Here is a 17,265-nt window from a genome sequence, read left to right as displayed (position 1 = left end):
TCAGAGTCCCATGAAGGCCTTGGCCATGATCTGCCGCTGGATCTCGTTCGTACCGCCGAAGATCGAGAGCTTGCGCCAGTTGAAATAGAGCGGCGCGGCGCTGCGCGCCCAGTCGGGCATCAGCTCCGGCGCATTGCTGCCTTCCGCATCAGCGTCGCCTGGTGCCGCCAGGCCGTAGGGACCGGCGACTTCCATCATCAGCTCCGTGATGGATTGTGCGATCTCGGATCCACGCAGCTTCAGGATGGAGGAGGCCGGATCCGCCTGCCGCGATTCCCCGGCGCGGCGGCCGCCGGCCAGTACGCGCAGCACCGTCATTTCCAGCGCCTTCAGCTCCACCTCGATGCCGACGATCTTCTCCCTGATGCGCTGCTGCTCGATCAGCGGGCGGCCATTCTCCGTCGCCTCGCCCGCCATGAACTTCAGCCGCCGCAACCTTTCCTTGCTGACGCCGACGCGTGCCGCACCGGTGCGTTCATGGCCGAGCAGCAGCTTGGCGCAGTCCCATCCGCGATTCTCCTCGCCCACCAGATTGCTGACGGGTACGCGGACATTGTCGAAAAAGACCTCGTTCACCTCATGCCCACCATCGATGGTGATGATGGGCCGCACCGTGATGCCGGGGCTTCGCATGTCGATCAGCAGGAAGGAAATTCCCTCCTGCCGCTTCACCGCCTGCGGGTTGGTGCGGACCAGGCAGAAGATCCAGTCGGCGTGCTGTGCGTAGGTGGTCCAGGTCTTCTGGCCATCCACCACATAATGGTCGCCATCCCGCACGGCGCGCGTCTTCAATGAGGCGAGGTCGGAACCCGCACCAGGCTCGGAGAAGCCCTGGCACCACCAGTCATCGATGTTGCGGATGCGCGGCAGGAAGTGCTGCTTCTGCGCCTCCGTCCCGTAAGCGATGATGATGGGGCCGATCATGTTGGTGTTGAAGCCGAGCGGCTGCGGCGCCGGGGTCTGCTGCAGCTCCTCGCGGAAGATGTAGCGCTGGACGGCGGTCCAGCCGGTGCCGCCATGCTCCTCCGGCCAATCCGGCACGGCCCAGCCGCGGGCGTTCAGGATGCGCTGCCAGGCGACCGTCTGCGCCTTGGTCGGCACGCGGCCCTCGATCATGCGCTGGCGCGTCTCGGGTGGCAGGTTGGCTTCGATGAAGTCGCGCACCTCGGCGCGGAAGGCACGTTCCTCCGCGGTGAATCGCAGATCCATCAGGCGGTCTCCCCGGCGCGCGGCACGCCGCCCAGCAGACTGCCGCCGACGGCGGCCAGGCGCTGGATCAGCGGCGCGGGTTGCAATGTCTCGTCCCCCGTCAGCGCCGCGTAATGCGCCAGCCGGTCGCGCACCGTCGCCAGCCCGAGCCCATCGGCCCAGAACATCGGCCCGCCGCGCCAGGCGGGCCAGCCGAAGGCATGCACGAAGATCACGTCGATGTCGGAGGCGCGGGCGGCGATGCCCTCCTCCAAAACGCGCGCGCCTTCGTTCACCATGGGCAGGATCAGCCGCTCCCGGATTTCGGTCGCGTCATGGCTGCGCTGCGGCACGCCGAGCTCGGCGGCCACGTGCGCGATCAGCGCCGCCACCTCCGGGTCCGGCTCCGCCTTGCGGCTGCCCTCGGCGTAGCGGTAGTAGCCGCGGCCGGTCTTCTGGCCGAGCCGCCCCGCGGCCACCAGCGCATCCGCCACCGGGAAGACCGCGCCACGCCGCCGCCGCGCCGCCGCGCCGATATCGAGGCCTGCCAGGTCGCCCACGGCGAAGGGACCCATCGGGTAGCCGAATTCCGTCATCGTGGCATCGACCTGCTGCGGCAGGGCGCCTTCCTGCAACAGGCGCTCGGCCTGCGCGCCGCGGCGTCCGGTCATGCGGTTGGCGACGAAGCCGTCGCAATTGCCGACCACCACCGGCACCTTGCCGAGCAGCCCGCCGAGCGCCACGCCGCGCGCGAGCGACATGCCGCTGGTCGCCTTGCCGCGGACGATCTCCAGCAGCTTCATCACATTGGCCGGGCTGAAGAAATGCAGGCCCAACACATCGCCCGGCCGTGCCGTCGCCGCCGCCATGCGGTCGATGTCGAGCGTCGAGGTGTTGGAGGCGAGGAGCGCACCAGTATCGGCCAGGCGGTCGATCTCGGCGAAGATGCGCTGCTTCAGCGCCATATCCTCGAACACCGCCTCCACCACCACATCCGCACCGGCCAGGGCCGCGAGATCGGTGCTGCCGGACAGCAGCGCGCGGCGCCGGTCCATCTCGGCCTGATCCAGCCGGCCGCCCTGCACGGTGCGCTGCCAATTCTGCGCGCATCGATCGAGGCCGCGTTGCAGGGCGGCCGCATCCATGTCGATGACGGTGACGGGGATGCCCGCATTGGCGAAGCACATGGCAATGCCGCCGCCCATGGTGCCGGCCCCGATCACCGCGGCGCGGCGCACCGGCGGCGGCGCGATATCCGCCGGCAGGCCGGCCACCTTCTGGGCCTCACGCTCCGCGAAGAACAGGTGGCGCAGGGCGCGGGACTGCTCGCCCTCCACCAGCTCCTGGAACAGCGCACGCTCGCGCGCCAGGCCCTCCTCCAGCGGCAATTCGGTGGCGAGGCGCACGGCCTCGGCGCAGGCCTGCGGCGCCGCCTGGCCACGGGCGCGCTTACGGACCTCCGCGATGGAGGCTGCCAGCGCCTGCGGGTCGTGCGGGGCGGTGCGGTCGCGCGCCAGCGGCAGGGGGCGGCCTTCCGCCAGGGCAGCGGCGAGGAAGCGGCAGGCGGCGTCCGCCGGATCGCCCTCTGCCACCGCCTCCACCAGGCCCATCTCAAGCGCCGCCTCCGCCGTCACCGGCTCGCCGCCCCCGATCATCCGCAGCGCGGCCTCGGCACCCACCAGGCGCGGCAGGCGCTGCGTGCCGCCGCCGCCGGGCAGGATGCCGCGCTTGACCTCCGGCAGGCCGAGCAGCGTGCCGGGTGCCGCGACGCGCGCATGGCAGCCGAGTGCCAGTTCCAGCCCGCCGCCGAGCGCACGGCCATGCAGCGCCGCCACCACCGGCTTGCCCAGCGTCTCGATCAGCTCGATGACGTCGCGCAGCAGCGGCGGCACGCGGGGCTTGCCGAATTCGCGCATCTCCGCGCCCGCGCTGAACATGCGCCCGGCGCTGGCCAGCACGATGCCGCGCACCGCCGGATCGGCACCGCAGCGCCGCAGCGCGGCGTCCAGCGCCGTGCGCAGCGGCGTCGCCAGCGTGTTCACCGGCGGGTTGTCGAGGGTCAGCACGGCGATGCCATCGGCCGCCATACGCATCCGCACCGGCTCGCTCATGCGGCGGCCTCCGGCGTGAACATGGGCATCGGCGGCGCGCCATCGCGCGGCACGAAGACCACGCGCACGGGCTGGCCGACATGGATGGCGTCGAAGTCGCAATCGACGATGTTCGTCATCATCGTCGTGCCCTCCTCCAGCCGCACATAGGCGATGGCGTAGGGTTCCGGCGCACGGCGCATCACGCTGTGGCTGTAGATGGTGCCGCGGCCGGAGGCTTCCTCCCATGCCGTGGCGCCGCCGCAATGCGGGCAGATCGGGCGTGGATACCAATGCACGCGCTTGCAGGCCTCGCAGCGGCGCAGCAGCAGCCGGCCTTCGCCGGCCGCCTGCCAGAAGGGGGCGGAATCCGGCGAGGCCGGGGAGAAGGGAATGCTGCGGCCAGCCATGCGGGTCACATCCGCTCCAGGATCAGGGTTGCGCTGCCATGGCGGGTGCCAAGGGACCCGCCGGTGCCATGCGCCAGCGCCAGCGCACAATCCTTCACCTGCACGGCCGGATGCGCCTCTCCGCGCAATTGCCGCACCGCTTCGATCACCTTGGTCATGCCGCCGCGGTTGGAGGGATGGTTGTTGCAGAGCCCGCCGCCATCCGTGTTGAAGGGCAGGCGGCCGACGCCGGAGATGAGGTTGCCATCGGCGACGAAGCGGCCGCCCTGTCCCTTCTCGCAGAAGCCCAGATCCTCGAGCTGCATGAGCACAGTGATGGTGAAGCTGTCATAGATGCTGGCGTAGCGGATATCGGCGGGCGTCACGCCGGCCTCGGCAAAGGCGCGCGGGCCGGACCAGCGTGCGCCGGTGAAGGTGAGGTCCACATCCCCACCCATCTGGCCCTTCACTGCTTCACCGGCGCCGCGCAGCATGACGACCGGGCGCTTGAGGCTGCGCGCGATCTCCGGCCGCGCGACCACCAATGCGCCGCCGCCATCGCTGATGACGCAGCAATCCAGCCGGTGCAGCGGGGCGGCAACCAGCGGCGAATTCACCACATCCTCCACCGTCACCACGTCCCGCAGCATGGCGTGGGGGTTGTGCTGCGCATGGTGACTGGCGGCGACCTTGATCCAGGCGAGTTGTTCGGAGGTGGTGCCGAACTCATGCATGTGGCGCGTCGCGCACATCGCGTACATGTTCGCGATGGTGGGGCCGTAGGGATATTCCCACTGCACATCCGGCTGCGCCGGATTGCCCGCGCGCGCCGTGGTGCCGGTGGCAACGCCCTCACTGCGCGGACGGCCGGCCAGCGTGATCAGCGCGATGTCGCACTTCCCGGCGGCGATGGCCTGCGCGGCATGCGACACATGCAGAAGGTAGGAGGAGCCGCCGACATCGGTGGAATCGACATGCCGGACGCGCAGGTTGAGATAATCCACCATCGAGAGCGGGCCGAGGCCCGGCGCATCACCGGCACAGAAGTAGCCGTCGACGTCGCGCAGCGTGAGCCCGGCATCGGCCAGGGCGCCGAGTGCCACCTCCGCATGCAGCTGGGCCAGCGACGTGTCCGGCGCCTTCCGCGTCGGATGCTCGTATGCGCCCACGATGCAGGCAGCGCCTCGCACGGTCACCACCGCGCCTCTTGAGGCATGGATATGGCATTGGCGCACTGACGTTCACTTGCTCCCGATTTCATCAGGTAGCTTCCCCCTTCGATGGCTGACCTGCCTTCGGCCGACCGGTCGGTCGGGAGAAAGCTAAGCAGCATTCATCTGGTACGACAAGCCTTGTTGTGCGGGGCGAGCCCGAGATCGAGGGGGGGCTGCCTGATCCGAAGGTCCGACTGCGCACCCCTTTTTCCCATGCATGCGCACGCTCGCCCGATTGGCGGTCGCTGCCGCTCTCGCGACACCGTGTTGAAGGCGTTCGTGCCCCACATCGGAGCGGCAGCTTCACCAATGGCCGCGTCATCAACGGCCCAGAGCCCCCACATATGCTGCGCGGCACGCCGGTGCCGATATGATGAGGGGTCACCGCCACGGGAGGGCTTCCAGGCGGAGGCATTTGGCCTGACCATGCGCCCCAGGTTGAAGCTGGAGTTCTGCCGTGGCCACTCGTCGTCTGAAATCCGCCCAGCCGCTTCGTCAGGAACAGGACGCGGCGGTTCCGGAACGCGTGACCCGTATGCTCCGCGAGATCGAGGCCGGCGGCGAAGCGACGGCCCTCGCCTTCGCGCGCGAGCTTGATGGCTGGCATGGCGAGCCGCTGCTGACTCCGGCGCAGATCGAGGCGGCGGTTCAGCGCCTGGACGCGCAGGCCAAGGCGGATATCCGATTTGCCCACGCCAATATCCGTCGCTTCGCCGAAGCGCAGCGCGCCACGCTGACCGACATGCAGATCGAGATGGCGCCAGGCTTCATCGCCGGCCAGCGTTCCATCCCCGTCAACGCCGCAGGCTGCTACGCGCCAGGCGGCCGCTTCAGCCACATCGCCTCGGCGCTGATGACGGTGACCACGGCGCGCGCTGCCGGGGTGGGGCAGATCACCGCCTGTTCGCCGCCGCGTGGCGCCGGGGGGCTTTCAGACGAGATGGTCTTCGCCATGCACCTGGCCGGCGCCGACCGGATCCTGTGCATGGGCGGCGTGCAGGCGATCGCCTCGCTCGCCTTCGGCTTCTTCGGCCTGCCGGCCGCCGATGTGCTGGCGGGTCCCGGCAATGCCTATGTGGCGGAAGCGAAGCGCCAGCTATTCGGCCGCGTCGGCATCGACATGGTGGCGGGCCCGACCGATTCCCTGATCATCGCCGACTCCTCGGCGGATGCCGAGACAGTCGCCTGGGACATGGTGGGCCAGATGGAACATGGCGCGGATTCGCCGGTCTGGCTGGTCACCGACGATGCCGCGCTGGCCGAGGCCGTGCTCGCCGGCGTGCCGCGCCTGATCGCGACGCTGCCGGAGGCCAATGCGGCCTCCGCCCGCGCCGCCTGGGACGGGATGGCGGAGGTCACGCTCTGCGACAACCGCGAGGCGATGGCCGCGGTCGCGGACCGCTACGCGCCGGAACACCTGCATGTCCAGGCCCGCGACCTCGACTGGTGGCTTGGCCGGCTGACGGCCTATGGGTCGCTGTTCCTTGGCGCGGAAACCACGGTGGCCTTCGGCGACAAGGCATCCGGCCCCAACCATGTGCTGCCGACATCCGGCGCGGCACGCTACACGGGCGGGCTCTCGGTGCTGAAGTTCCTCAAGACCGTCACCTGGCAACGCACCACAGCGGAGGCGGCCCGGCCCGTTGCCGAGGTGACCGCGCGCATCTCACGGCTGGAGGGCATGGAGGGGCATGCCCGCACCGCGGATCTGCGCCTTCGCCCCTTGCCGCGTTGAAGCCGGGGCATGAGGCCCGGTCCGGCCGGTCGCGGCGCCGCCGCGACCGGTGGGGGAATATCGCCCCGGGCTGAACTCAGCCGCGCCGCACGTTCCAGAACATCTGCACGGAACCCGCCAGCGCGCCCTGCAGGTCGGCACGCATCGCGCCGTCGGAGAAGGTGCGGCCAAGCGGGACGGAGGGCACCATCTCCAACGCCCGCTGCTGCGCCGCCAGGAAGGTGGCATTGGCCTCCTCGGCGGAGGCGGCGCTCAGCCATTTCTGCACCAGCTCTTCCGTCGTCGCGTCGCGGAACCAGCCCCACCAGCCGGAATCGCCCTGGCCGCGCGTGGTTGCGTTGGTGGCGGGGTTGTCGATCGAGATCGCCGGCCAGTTGGTGCAAGCGATGCTCCAGCCGCCCCGCTCGACCGGGTTCTTCGAGATGCGCCGCTGCACCACCGTGCCCCAATCCAGCGATTGCATGTCCACATTCATGCCGATGCGCTGCAGCAGGTCGCCTACAAGCAGGCTGTGGGCATTGATGGTGGCGATGTCGGTCGGGTTCAGGATGACGATGCGTTCGCCATTGTAGCCGGCCGCGGCCAGGGCGCGCTTTGCCGCTTCGACATCCAGCGTGCCCATCACGCCCTGGCCCACCTCGGTCACGCCAGGCATGCCGCAGGGATACAGGGAGCGGCAGACCTCGCCATCTTCCGGCCGTGCGGTGATCGACTGGATGAAGGGCAACTGTTCCACCGCGCGCAGCACCACCTGGCGCACCGCGACCTTGTCGAAGGGCGGGAGCAGATGGTTGAAGCGCAGCACCGACTGCACGCCATAGGGATCGCCACGGAACAGGCGAAGCTGGCGGTTGCGGCTGATGGTCGGCACCAGGTCCGGCAACACCGTCGCCAGCCAATCCACCTCGCCGGCCTGCAGCGCGGCCGCGGCCGTCGCCGGGTCGGGCAGCACCTGCCATTCCAGCCGGTCGAAATGCACCACCTTGCCGCCGGAGGTCCAGGCCGGCGCCTCGCTGCGCGGCACGTAGTCGGCGAATTTCTCGTACACCATGCGCGAGCCGGAGACGTATTCGCCCTGCACGAAGCGGAAGGGGCCGGAGCCGACCATCTCCGTCACCTGCACCGTCGGGCTGGTCTTGGCCAGGCGCTCCGGCATGATCATTGCGGGCGAGGAATGCGGCTTGCCGATCGCGTCCAGCAGCCTTCCGAAGCGGCGGGTCAGCTTGATGACAATGGTCTTGTCGTCCTTGAAGCCGAAGCTCTCGGTCGCTGCGCCCAGCGCCTGGCCGAAGCTGTCGCGCTTGGACCAGCGCTCCAGGCTCGCGGCGCAATCGCGCGCCCGCACCGGCTCGCCGTCATGGAATTTCAGCCCGTCGCGCAGTGTGATTTCCCAGGTCAGCCCGTCATCGGAAACGCTGTGCCCGGCGGCCATCTGCGGCACCGCCTTCATCTGCGCATCGACGCCGTACAGCGTGTCGAAGACGCAGTAGCCATGGGTGATGGTGACGGCGGCGGGGGTGAAGATCGGGTCCAGCACGGTGAGGTTGGTGCCGGGCACGTAGCGCAGCACACGCGCCCGGTTCTGTGCCACCGCCGGCAGGGACAGGAACGGCACGGCCGCGGTAGAGCCCAGGAAGGTCCTCCGGTTGAGCATGACGGTCTCCTTTTTCTCGTTGCAGCAAGGCGGTGGCGCCGCGTCAGGTATCCCGCGTGATGGTCACGGGTTGCGGCATGTCCTCGGCGGGCCAGAAGGGGCGCTGCCGCTTCTCCCACGCCACATCCTGCAGGCGCAGCGGCGCGCCGCCGGGGCCGTGCAGCGCGATGAAGCCGACCCCCGGGCCCAGCAGCTTCTGGTAGTTCATCAGGTTCTTGAACGAGACCAGCCTGCAGCCGCCGATGTCGATGCCGCAGGCGGCGTAATGCTCGTCCATGTGTTCGTACACGGCGTGGGTGGTGACCAGGATGCGCAGGCCGCCGGCGCGCAGCACCGCGCTGGGCCCGAGCCTGCCAGTCGCGCCGCCGACCGGCCCGCCGCGATAGGTGAACAGGCCGTCGCACAGCCGTTCCACGCGCGCCGTCACGGGCACCGGCTTGAACCAGCGCCGATCCTGCCAGGCACCGATTTCGAAGATGGCCTCGGCGCCTTCGCCCAGTTCACCGGCCTTGGCCGCCGCGCCCGGGTCGACGATGCAGAGCGCCGATTCAACCTCGGGCGCATGCGCCAGCAGCGCGGCGAGCAGCGCCGGCGCATCGCCGGATGCGCCTGCGCCGATGGAATCCGGCGCATCGATCAGCAACGTGCGGCCTTCGCGGCGCAGTGCCTCCTGCACCGCCTCGGCCGGAATTAGCGCGGGCAGTTCGAAGTCCCGCCGGCGCGTCCACATCGCATCCAGGATCGCCTGCGCCGCCGCATCGGCGGCCGGCGCATCGGCATCCGTCACGGCGACGCCGGTGATGCCGACATCTGCCATGTCGAGCCAGGGCTGCACCGGGAAGTAGCTGACGGACAGGGCGCGCCCCGCGGCTTCCAGGGCACGCGCCTCCGCGGCCACCTGGGCCATCGGCGCATCGCCGAGCGTGGCACCGCCGAGCACGGGGACGATGGCATTGTACTTGCGGATGCGGGTGAGGGGCCTGATCGCGCCCTGCATGGTACGCACCAGCAGGCCGGCGGCGCAGGCGCCGGTGCGATACGCATCCACATGCGGGTAGGTCTCGTAGCCCACGATGATGTCGGCCGCTGCCGCCATGCGGTGCGTGACATGAGCATGCAGGTCGAGGCTGACGGCAATGGGAATCCCCGGCCCGATGCGCGCGCGCAGCGCGGCCAGGATGGCGCCTTCCGGGTCCTTCTCCTCGGCGCAGATCATGGCGCCATGCATCGCGATGTACACGCCCTGCAGCGGCAGGGCCGCAGCGATGCCTTCCACGATGCGGCTGCGTGCTTCGGCGAAGAAGGAATCCTCGATATGCCCGCCGGCACCGCCCTTGGCGGCGAAGACCGGCACAAGTTCCATGCCGGCGGCGCGCAGGGTGTCGATGCCGCCAGTCAGGGCCAGGTCCTTGCCTGCCGCCGCTTCAAGCAGAGCGGCGCTCTCGAAGATTCCGCTGCGTTCGAAATCCGCGCGCCGCGTTACGCGCAGCGACAGGCTGTTGCCTTCGAATTCGAAGCTCGCGACGGCGGCCCGCATCATGGTGCCACCCGGCGAGCAGCGGAAGGGCGGGCGATCGGGGTGGATTGCGGCATGTCGAGGATGCCGGGATCGGGGCGCTGGGTCATGCGCGCGGAAGCATGCCCGCTCGCGTGCGCGGCATCAATCCGGTGTGGGCGAGATCCCTTTTGCATACGATCGGGGACCGAGGAAGTGCGTGGTCGTTCTGGCGGTGTGTGGCCGGCGATCGCCGATGCGACGGATGGCTGCGCGTTCACCGACCGAGGTCGGCATTACCACGGCAGCCGCCCCATGGCCGCGGGCGCGGTCCGACCCGTGGCACAACCGGGGCGCCGGCTCTACTGTGGCCAGGCAACCCGGAGAACCGTCCATGAGCGAACGCGTCGCGCAGCACCTCGCAGGCCAGAGGGAAGCGATCCTCGAAAGGCTGTTGACGCTGATCCGCTTCCCCTCGGTCAGCACGGACCCGGCTTTCGCCGAGGGCATGCGCGGCGCCCGTGAGTTCCTGCTCGACCGGCTGCGGGTGATCGGCATGCAGGATGTCCAGCTGCTGGATGCGCCGGCCGGCCAGCCGGCGGTCTACGGCGCCTGGACCGGCGCGGGTCCGGACAAGCCCACCATCATGATCTATGGCCACTACGACGTTCAGCCGGCTGACCCGCTCGAGCTCTGGCAGTCGCCGCCCTTCGAGCCGACGCTCCGCGATGGCCGGATCTATGCGCGCGGTGCGAGCGACGTGAAGGGCTCCACCACCATTGCCATCGAAACGGTGGCGGCCTTCCTGGCTGTCGAGGGTGGTTGCCCGGTCAACGTCAAGCTGTTCCTCGAGGGCGAGGAGGAGGTGGGCAGTCCGAGCCTGCCGGCACTGATCGAGGCGCATCGCGGGCTGCTGGCGGCCGATGCCATGCTGTCGGCCGATGGCGGCGGCGCCGCCGGCAAGGTGCCGGTGCTCAACATCGGCTGCCGCGGCATCACCGCGCTGCAGTTCAGCCTGCGCACCGCGAAGAAGGACGCGCATTCGGGCAAGGTCGGTGGCGCCATGCGCAACGCCCTGCATGAGATGGCGCGCCTTGTCGCGACGCTGCACGACGATGACGGCCGTGTCGTCGTCGAGGGCTTCCAGGCCGGGGCAGGGCCGCTCACCAACGCCCTGCGCGTCGAATCCGCCTCGCTCCCTCTGGATGAGCCAGCCTGGTATGCGGAGTTCGGTGCCGCCCCCTTTGGAGACCCCGCCTATACGGTGCGTGAGCGCACGACGCTCCGCCCGTCCGTCGAGGTCAATGGGATGTGGGGTGGCTATACGGGCCGCGGCGGAAAGACCGTCACGCCGGCCGAGGCGCATGCAAAGCTGACGATGCGCCTGGTGCCCGGCCAGGACCCGGCGGCGGCGCAGGCGGCGGTGAAGGCGCATCTCGAACGTCACGCCCCGAATGGGGTGGCGCTCGAGTTCCACTACAGCCCGGGGGGCACGCGTGCCTATACGCTCGGCGCCGACCACCCGCTGCGCGCCGCCGCATCGGCAGTGCTGCGGCGGGAGAAGGGGGCGGAACCGGCCGTGATGCGCCTCGGCGGGACGGTGCCGATCACGACGCTCTTCCAGGAAAGCCTCGGCATGGACAGCCTGATGTTCGGCCTCGCCAGCGCCGATGAGGATGCACATGCGCCGAATGAGTTCTTCCGGCTTTCCTCGCTGGACGAGGGCCTGCGCCTCTGGCCGCTGCTGCTGACGGAAATCGGCCGGATGCCGGCCGCCGCGTTCCGCCGCACCTCCTAGGCTCGCAGCCTCGCGCCTCCTGCCTCCCCGCGCCCGTTGCGCGAGCGCGGGAGGCGCCGTTCGCCGCCATTGGGGAAGGTGTTCAGCCCGTCGCAGCCAGCTCCTGCCGCACCAGGCTGACCCAGAAGGCCACGCCATGCGGCAGCGCGGCATCGTTGAAATCATAGAGCGCCGAGTGCAGCGCGTGGGCCGTTCCATCGGGCGCGGTGCCGGTGCCGAGGAAGACGAAGGCACCAGGCTTTGCCTTCAGCATGAACGCAAAATCCTCGCCGCCCGTGACGGGGCGGGTCGCGGTATCCACGCCGTCCTCGCCCGCCACGGCGCGCGCCGCCGCGGCCATCACCTCCGTCTCCCGCTCGTGGTTGACCAGCGGAATGGCGTTCCACCAGAGGGTCACCTCCACCGTCGCACCCTGGCTGGCCGCGGCCAGTTCGGCGAGCTCGCGGATGCGGCGTTCGACCAGTTCCTGCATGGCCGGGTTGAAGGCGCGCATGGTCCCACCGACGACCAGTTCCGCCGGCATGACGTTCAGCGCCTCCCGCGCGCCGCCGGCGATGTGCCCGACGCTGACCACCACGCTCTCCAGCGCTGGCACATTGCGGCTGACGATGCCCTGCAGCATCTGGATGAAGACGGCCTGGACCAGCGCCAGGTCATTCGCCAGATGCGGCGAGTTGCCGCCATGCCCGCCCTTGCCGCGGAAGGTCGTGATCCACCGCCCGGAACCGGCCATCAACGGCCCCTTGCGCAGCGCGAACTGCCCCAGTGGCAGGCCCGGCATGTTGTGCATCCCGTAGACGGCATCACAGGGGAAGCGCTCGAACAGCTGGTCGTCGAGCATGGCCTTCGCACCGCCGCGGCCTTCTTCCGCCGGTTGGAACAGGAAGTGGACCGTCCCGGCGAAGTCGGGATCATCGGCAAGGATCTGTGCCGCGCCGAGCAGCATGGTCGTGTGGCCGTCATGGCCGCAGGCATGCATGCGGCCCGACGCCGTGGAGGCGTAGGGCAGGTCCGTCTGCTCGGTCAGTGCCAGTGCATCCATGTCGGCGCGCAGGCCGATGGCGCCCTGGCCCGGACGCCGCCCGCGCAGCGTGCCGACGACGCCGAAGCGACCGACGCCCTCCGTCACCTCCAGTCCCATCGCACGCAGGCGCTCCGCAACCAGGGCGGCGGTGCGCGTCTCCTCCATACCGAGTTCGGGATGGGCATGGATGTCGCGCCGCACGGCGACCAGGTCGGGCAGCAGCCGGGCGATCTGCGCCTGCGTGTCCGGGTTCATGTCGTTGTTCCTCTGTCTGTCCCAGGTGGCGCCGCCGCCCGGCTAGGAGCCGGGCGCGATGCAGCCGTGAGAGCCCAGACTGTCTCAGGTCGTGCCGGACTTGAAGCCACAGCCGTGTTCCCGGGCGCCCAAACCTGTTTTGCGAGGACAGCCGATCTGCAGGGCCGCTTCGCGCCGGTGAACGACGCCCTGTTCAAGGCTGGGCGGCAGCTCGACGGCTCCATGATCCGCCCGGCGGCGGGGGCCGGCGAGGTCGAGCAGAGCCCGGGGCGCGTCGCTATGCAGGCCCTGTCGATCGTCTGCAGGGCACGCCGGCCTTCGTGATCATCCTGCCGGGCGCGGTGGTCTACGAGAACCTGGTGGAGACCGCAGCCCAGGCCCCTGGCCGGCCCGCTCAGCCAGAGCGCCGCGCCCGGGCTTCGGCCTCGGCCCCACGTCAGGCGAGGCTGCGCGCGTGGCCGGGCAAGCCGATCTGGTCTTCTCCTGCGGCGGGATACATGATGGTCGACCAGGCGGCGCAATTGCGCGAGGCGCTCAATCCTTCGACGCGGACCACGCTGTTCGTCAGCCCATCCCTGCTGCTGGCGCCGTGAAGGAAGGCATGACCATGACCGAGATGACCCAGATTCTCTGCCCGCAATGCGACGCGATCAACCGCGTGCCCACGGCGCGCCTCGGCGATGGGCCGCGCTGCGGTGCGTGCAAATCGCCCCTGTTTCAGGGCAAGCCGCTGGCGCTGTCCGAGGAACGTTTCCGGCGCCACCTGCGCCTCAGCGGATTGCCGCTACTGGTGGATTTCTGGGCTTCCTGGTGCGGCCCCTGCCGCGCCATGGCGCCAGCCTTCGAGGCTGCGGCAGCAACCCTGGAGCCGCGCATGCGGCTGATCAAGGTCTCGACCGAGGAGGCGCCGGCCCTGGCGGGGGAACTCGCCATCAGCAGCATCCCGACCCTCGCCCTATTCGCCGGCGGCCGCGAGGTTGCGCGCCAGGCCGGCGCCATGCCGGCCGGTCGCATCATCGCCTGGGCCGAAGCCGCGGCGCCGCGCTGACGCAACTGTCGCAGCGGAGGCAGGCATGACAGGCTGGACCGAGCACGACATCCCGTCGCTGCACGGCAGGCGCGCCGTGGTGACCGGTGGGACCAGCGGGATCGGGCGCGCCACGGCGACAGGACTTGCGGCCGCTGGCGCGGAGGTGATCGTGGCCGGCCGCGACCCGGCGCGCGGTGCCGAGGCCATGCGGCAGATCGCCGAACATGCGCCTGGTGCCAGCGTATGCTTCGAGCGGCTGGATCTGGCGTGCCTCGCTTCGGTGGCGTCCTTCGCCGCGCGGGTCGCGGCACGGCATGACGCGGTGGATATCCTGGTGAACGACGCCGGGGTGATGGCGCTGCCGCAACGGCGCGTCACGGCGGACGGCTTCGAGATGCAGTTCGGCGTCAATCATCTCGGCCATTTCGCGCTCACCGCCCTGCTGCTGCCGCTGCTGCGCCGCGCGCCTGCGGCCCGCGTGGTGGGCGTGACCAGCCTGTCGCACCGCATGGGCCGGATAGACTTTGACGACCTGCAGGCCGCGCGGTGCTACGCGCCCTGGAAGGCCTACAGCCAGTCGAAGCTGGCGGTGCTGATGTTCGTGCTGGAACTGCAGCGACGCAGCGACGCGGCGGGCTGGGGCCTTACCAGCGTGGCCGCGCATCCCGGCTGGGCCATGACCAACCTCTACTCCAACGGCCCGGCCTCCGAAGGCACGCCGCCCTTCCTGACCCGCATGATGCGGCTCGGCACGCGCGTCTTCAGTCATTCGGCGGTGCGCGGCGCGGGGCCGATCCTGTTCGCCGCGACCTCGCCCACGGTGCATGGCGGCAGCTTCCATGGAAGGCGCTGGCTGTGGGAAATGCGCGGACCGCCGGCGCCGGCCCGCATCGCGCCGCAGGCGCGCGACGTGCGTGTCGCGCAGCGTCTGTGGGAGGTTTCGGCCCGTCTGACCGGCAAGGATTTCGGCTCGCCGGTCTCGCGTGGCAGGCTTGCGTAGCGTGCCCAGCTACGCGTCCGCCGGGCGGTGCGTAGCAAGCCGGCGGCGCTCTGGCAGCAGGGCGGCGGCTACACCTCCGCGATGCTCGGACTGGCGGCGCTCGCGGTTGCGGCGCTGACGGTGTTCGTCCTCGTCACGCGACGGGCCTGAGGCGCACGGGTGCCAGCCGAAGCCACTCGCCATTGCCGGAGCCTGGACCACAGGGAGCTGCGCGACATGGGCATCAGTCACTACGAGGCACGCCGCGAGCTGGAGCGTCCCTTCTGGCGGTGCTGACCGCGCAAGCTGCTGGCCCTGGCCCGCGCCCGATCAGAGAGTCGCGGGCTGCCTGATCCTTGCGGCAGCATGACATGGCTGGCGGGCCAACTGCTCCGCTGCCGCCTCAATAGTCATTGCCCTGGCAGGCCCATCGCCTCCAATTCCCGCCGGGCTGCTTCCACATGCCTGCGCATCAGCATCTCGGCCAATTCGCCATCCCGGTCGCGCAAGGCAGCCGAGATCCGAAGGTGATCATCATAGGCACGCAGCGCCCGATCCGGCTTGTGGCTGGTGTGGAAGCGGAAAAGGCGCGTCAACGAATAGTGGTCGTGGCACAGGAGCTGCTCCAGCCTGCGGGATTTGGACAGCGCCGCCACGGCAAAGTGAAAGTCGAAGGCGCCGTGCTCCTGGAAGTAGGACTCGCCTGAGCGCACGCGCGCATCCGCCGCATGCTCATGCAGCAGGGCCTCCAGCGCCGCGATCTCCGCCTCCGTCGCGCGTTGTGCGGCCAGGCGGCACGCCAGGCCTTCGAGATTGGCGCGGATCTCATAGAGCTCGATCAGGTCCTGCCGGTCGAGCGCCACCACGCGGACGCCCGCATGTGGCAGCCGCACCACCAGGCCGCGGCCTTCGAGCCGCCGAAGCGCTTCCCGCAACGGCCCGCGACTGATGCCGTAGCGCGCCGCCAGCGTCTCCTCCCCCAGCCGGCTGCCAGGCTGGAACTCCCCCGTGACAATGGCATGCTCGATGCTGGCGAAAGCGCGGTCGGCATGGGTCTGCGGCACCAGGCCGAGCGCCGGCGCCTCATCCAATGCCATGGCGCATCATCCATTCCGCCGCGGCCAACAGCTTGGCCTCGTCACCGGGTCGGGCCAGCAACTGCGCGCCGATCGGGAGTCCGTGCGGCCCGCTCATCAGAGGCAGGGAAAGCGCTGGCAATCCAAGGACGGTCCAGATGGCGCAGAACTGGAAATCGCCGGTCGCGCTACCTTGCGGAGCCTCGCCGGCCGCGGCGGCGGCCAACAGCACGTCGCGGCCTTCGAACAATGCACCGATCGCAGCGCGCGCCTCGATCGCCTGCTGCAGGGCTGCCCGATACTCCGCGTGGCTGCAGGCGCGGCCATGGGCGATGCGACCTTCGCGCAGTGTGGTGCTGATACGCGACCAGTGGTGCTCGATCTCGTAGGTGAAGTTGCGGAGGAACTCGAAGCTGGAGATCGCCTGGTGCGTCTGCGAAAGGCCCACAAAGGTCGGACCGACGGACACATCCGAGACATTCGCACCGGCTCGCGACAGATGCAGCGCGAGCGCGTCCATCCGTTCCGCCGTTCCGGCATCCATCCGCTCCGCCAGATGGCCGCGGCAGTAGCCGATGCGCGGCGCAAAAGGCTCCGGCGCCGCGGACGCGGCCAAGCCGCGCAGCGCGTCGAAGGCCGATGCGATATCCGCGACGGAGCGTGCGAAGACGCCGATGCGGTCGAAGGATTGCGCGGCGGTGCGCACGCCCGAGAGCGGGATCTCGCCCAGGCTCGGCACGAAGCCCACCACGCCGCAGAAAGATGCAGGGCGGATTGTGGAGGAGGTGGTCTGCGTGCCCAGCGCCAACGGCAGCATCATCGCGGCGACGGCGGCAGCGGAGCCGGAGGAGGATCCCCCTGGCGTGCGCGTCGCATCATGCGGATTGCGCGTCGGCCCGGGATGGATGTTGGCGAACTCGGTGGTCACCGTCTTGCCCAGCACGGTGGCGCCGGCCTTGCGCGCCAAGGCGACGCAGGCCGCATCGGCGGAGGGCTGATGCCCCTGATGGATCGGCGAGCCATAGCCTGTCGGCATATCCGCCGTATCGATGATGTCCTTCACGCCGAGGCCAGCACCAGCCAAGGGCATGGTGGCACCGTGCCGGTCCGTGGCGTCGGCGGCGGCGCGGGCTCCTTCGGCGTCGAGATGCGCGAAGGCCATCACCTCCGCCTCTCGACGCGCCACCTGCTCCAGGCAGGCCTCGATGACGGCACGCGCGGTTGTTTCGCCACGTGCCACGCGATGCGCGACCTCGGTCGCCGTCAGCTCATTCAGTCTCGGCGCCGTCATCGGCCAACTACCCCTGGTTTCGGAGGCTGCTACCGCCTTGGCGCAGC

15 protein-coding genes are annotated in these 17,265 nt (G+C 70.0%); 6 read left to right on the top strand and 9 right to left on the bottom strand.

The genetic code is table 11. From position 1 onward, the window contains the following. The 4 genes from HB662_RS15815 to HB662_RS15800 are packed head-to-tail and all read right to left on the bottom strand — an operon-like array spanning window position 1 to window position 4,857. Window positions 1-1,209 (bottom strand): acyl-CoA dehydrogenase family protein, encoded by a 1,209-nt coding sequence (locus HB662_RS15815; protein WP_168050755.1) that lies wholly within the window; start codon window positions 1,207-1,209, stop codon window positions 1-3. Continuing rightward, window positions 1,209-3,299, bottom strand: coding sequence for a 3-hydroxyacyl-CoA dehydrogenase NAD-binding domain-containing protein (locus tag HB662_RS15810; protein ID WP_168050754.1), 2,091 nt, complete (start codon window positions 3,297-3,299; stop codon window positions 1,209-1,211). Before HB662_RS15810 ends, HB662_RS15815 begins: the two co-directional genes overlap by 1 nt. Then, entirely contained in the window at window positions 3,296-3,688 is a 393-nt protein-coding gene (locus tag HB662_RS15805; RefSeq protein WP_168050753.1) for a Zn-ribbon domain-containing OB-fold protein, read from the bottom strand. Before HB662_RS15805 ends, HB662_RS15810 begins: the two co-directional genes overlap by 4 nt. Window positions 3,689-3,693: 5 nt before the next feature. Then, a complete protein-coding gene (locus HB662_RS15800; protein WP_342449522.1) occupies window positions 3,694-4,857 on the bottom strand; it encodes a thiolase domain-containing protein in 1,164 nt (387 codons plus the stop codon). Window positions 4,858-5,338: 481 nt separating this feature from the next. Here HB662_RS15800 and hisD point away from each other — a divergent pair, with 481 nt between their 5' ends. After that, window positions 5,339-6,616, top strand: a complete 1,278-nt coding sequence (hisD, locus tag HB662_RS15795) for a histidinol dehydrogenase (RefSeq protein WP_342449519.1) — start codon at window positions 5,339-5,341, stop codon at window positions 6,614-6,616. A gap of 76 nt (window positions 6,617-6,692) precedes the next feature. On the opposite strand, the gene HB662_RS15790 is transcribed toward hisD, so the two are convergent. Both HB662_RS15790 and HB662_RS15785 read right to left on the bottom strand, forming a co-directional pair. Then, complete coding sequence (locus HB662_RS15790) at window positions 6,693-8,270, bottom strand: ABC transporter substrate-binding protein (protein WP_168050751.1); 1,578 nt, start codon at window positions 8,268-8,270, stop codon at window positions 6,693-6,695. 43 nt (window positions 8,271-8,313) lie between these two features. Further along, on the bottom strand, window positions 8,314-9,810 hold the full coding sequence (locus tag HB662_RS15785) for a M81 family metallopeptidase (protein WP_168050750.1): 1,497 nt from the start codon (window positions 9,808-9,810) through the stop codon (window positions 8,314-8,316). 349 nt (window positions 9,811-10,159) lie between these two features. On the opposite strand from HB662_RS15785, the gene HB662_RS15780 reads away from it, so the two are divergent. Beyond that, window positions 10,160-11,563 (top strand): M20/M25/M40 family metallo-hydrolase, encoded by a 1,404-nt coding sequence (locus HB662_RS15780; protein ID WP_168050749.1) that lies wholly within the window; start codon window positions 10,160-10,162, stop codon window positions 11,561-11,563. Between the two features lie 82 nt (window positions 11,564-11,645). Here HB662_RS15780 and HB662_RS15775 read toward each other — a convergent pair whose 3' ends face one another. Further along, window positions 11,646-12,842: a M20 aminoacylase family protein gene (locus HB662_RS15775; RefSeq protein WP_168050748.1), complete on the bottom strand. Its 1,197-nt coding sequence runs from the start codon at window positions 12,840-12,842 to the stop codon at window positions 11,646-11,648. 320 nt (window positions 12,843-13,162) lie between these two features. Here HB662_RS15775 and HB662_RS15770 point away from each other — a divergent pair, with 320 nt between their 5' ends. Genes HB662_RS15770 through HB662_RS29735 form a run of 4 tightly spaced genes read left to right on the top strand, consistent with a single transcriptional unit; the run spans window position 13,163 to window position 15,022 of the window. Beyond that, a complete protein-coding gene (locus HB662_RS15770; protein ID WP_168050747.1) occupies window positions 13,163-13,435 on the top strand; it encodes a hypothetical protein in 273 nt (90 codons plus the stop codon). A 14-nt stretch (window positions 13,436-13,449) separates the two neighbouring features. Further along, window positions 13,450-13,890: a thioredoxin TrxC gene (gene trxC / locus HB662_RS15765; protein ID WP_168050746.1), complete on the top strand. Its 441-nt coding sequence runs from the start codon at window positions 13,450-13,452 to the stop codon at window positions 13,888-13,890. Window positions 13,891-13,915: 25 nt separating this feature from the next. Then, entirely contained in the window at window positions 13,916-14,872 is a 957-nt protein-coding gene (locus HB662_RS15760; protein WP_168050745.1) for an SDR family oxidoreductase, read from the top strand. Between the two features lie 27 nt (window positions 14,873-14,899). Next, on the top strand, window positions 14,900-15,022 hold the full coding sequence (locus tag HB662_RS29735; RefSeq protein WP_280864632.1) for a hypothetical protein: 123 nt from the start codon (window positions 14,900-14,902) through the stop codon (window positions 15,020-15,022). A gap of 239 nt (window positions 15,023-15,261) precedes the next feature. On the opposite strand, the gene HB662_RS15755 is transcribed toward HB662_RS29735, so the two are convergent. Both HB662_RS15755 and HB662_RS15750 read right to left on the bottom strand, forming a co-directional pair. After that, a complete protein-coding gene (locus HB662_RS15755; RefSeq protein ID WP_168050744.1) occupies window positions 15,262-15,948 on the bottom strand; it encodes a GntR family transcriptional regulator in 687 nt (228 codons plus the stop codon). Further along, entirely contained in the window at window positions 15,935-17,218 is a 1,284-nt protein-coding gene (locus tag HB662_RS15750; RefSeq protein ID WP_168050743.1) for an amidase, read from the bottom strand. Before HB662_RS15750 ends, HB662_RS15755 begins: the two co-directional genes overlap by 14 nt. Window positions 17,219-17,265 lie beyond the last annotated feature (47 nt).

This window comes from Falsiroseomonas frigidaquae, from assembly GCF_012163145.1.
Taxonomy (GTDB): domain Bacteria; phylum Pseudomonadota; class Alphaproteobacteria; order Acetobacterales; family Acetobacteraceae; genus Falsiroseomonas; species Falsiroseomonas frigidaquae.
Note: the sequence above shows the minus strand (reverse complement) of the source record. Positions and strands in the feature narration are given on the sequence as shown.

What these genes read in the sequence shown, in the direction of transcription:
- trxC (WP_168050746.1), top strand. Translation starts at nt 13,450, where the DNA reads ATGACCGAGATGACCCAGATTCTCTGCCCGCAATGCGACGCGATCAAC.
- HB662_RS15815 (WP_168050755.1), bottom strand. Translation starts at nt 1,209, where the DNA reads ATGGATCTGCGATTCACCGCGGAGGAACGTGCCTTCCGCGCCGAGGTG.
- HB662_RS15805 (WP_168050753.1), bottom strand. Translation starts at nt 3,688, where the DNA reads ATGGCTGGCCGCAGCATTCCCTTCTCCCCGGCCTCGCCGGATTCCGCC.
- HB662_RS15755 (WP_168050744.1), bottom strand. Translation starts at nt 15,948, where the DNA reads ATGGCATTGGATGAGGCGCCGGCGCTCGGCCTGGTGCCGCAGACCCAT.
- HB662_RS15810 (WP_168050754.1), bottom strand. Translation starts at nt 3,299, where the DNA reads ATGAGCGAGCCGGTGCGGATGCGTATGGCGGCCGATGGCATCGCCGTG.
- HB662_RS15780 (WP_168050749.1), top strand. Translation starts at nt 10,160, where the DNA reads ATGAGCGAACGCGTCGCGCAGCACCTCGCAGGCCAGAGGGAAGCGATC.
- HB662_RS15760 (WP_168050745.1), top strand. Translation starts at nt 13,916, where the DNA reads ATGACAGGCTGGACCGAGCACGACATCCCGTCGCTGCACGGCAGGCGC.
- HB662_RS15790 (WP_168050751.1), bottom strand. Translation starts at nt 8,270, where the DNA reads ATGCTCAACCGGAGGACCTTCCTGGGCTCTACCGCGGCCGTGCCGTTC.
- HB662_RS15750 (WP_168050743.1), bottom strand. Translation starts at nt 17,218, where the DNA reads ATGACGGCGCCGAGACTGAATGAGCTGACGGCGACCGAGGTCGCGCAT.
- HB662_RS15785 (WP_168050750.1), bottom strand. Translation starts at nt 9,810, where the DNA reads ATGATGCGGGCCGCCGTCGCGAGCTTCGAATTCGAAGGCAACAGCCTG.
- HB662_RS15775 (WP_168050748.1), bottom strand. Translation starts at nt 12,842, where the DNA reads ATGAACCCGGACACGCAGGCGCAGATCGCCCGGCTGCTGCCCGACCTG.